The organism is Bartonella sp. AP40SXNS (assembly GCF_042195825.1).
GTDB lineage: Bacteria > Pseudomonadota > Alphaproteobacteria > Rhizobiales > Rhizobiaceae > Bartonella.
The window spans coordinates 1-511 of sequence record NZ_JBHIPB010000140.1 but is presented as its reverse complement, the minus strand read 5'-3'; the positions used below and the strand labels follow the sequence as shown (position 1 = coordinate 511).

At 51.5% G+C, this 511-nt stretch carries 1 protein-coding gene; it reads left to right on the top strand.

Annotated elements, in window-relative coordinates:
* A partial coding sequence (locus ACFILZ_RS10200) for a hypothetical protein (protein ID WP_375611107.1) occupies positions 1-511 on the top strand: 511 nt, incomplete at both ends.

Sequence of the window (511 nt, the reverse complement as noted above, 5' to 3'; positions counted from 1 at the left end):
TTGATTATGACAAACGCGAAGCAACTTCTCTTGGTTCTGATGGCAAAGAGCCGGAATTGGCGATTGATTCCAGTGAGTTTGGTGGAATGTATGCGGGGCAGATCCGCGTGATTGCCAATGATAAAGGTGCGGGCGTTAAGATGCGCGGAGACATGGTTGCCAATGCAGGCGCCATGAGATTGACAAGTGATGGCAAGCTGGTGATTGCTAAAGCACGCGCCAAAGGAGCGGTGAAGGCTCACTCCCACCACGACAGTGTACATGTGAAAGATCTGCTTTTTTCAGAAGAAGCGGTTGAACTGAAGGCTTTGAAACATGTTGAACTGGAAAAAAATGCGCGCGTTGCAGCGAGCGGTACTGTTGATGTGGGCGCCGATCTGATCAAGCTCCAGTCTCATGCTCTTCTAGCAAGCGGTATTGGGAGTGATGGTCAACAGTCAGCGACGGGTTCTTTGCATTTACAGGCAGCAAAGCTTGAGGCGGGGAATGGGCGGATAGCCGCCGGTGATCT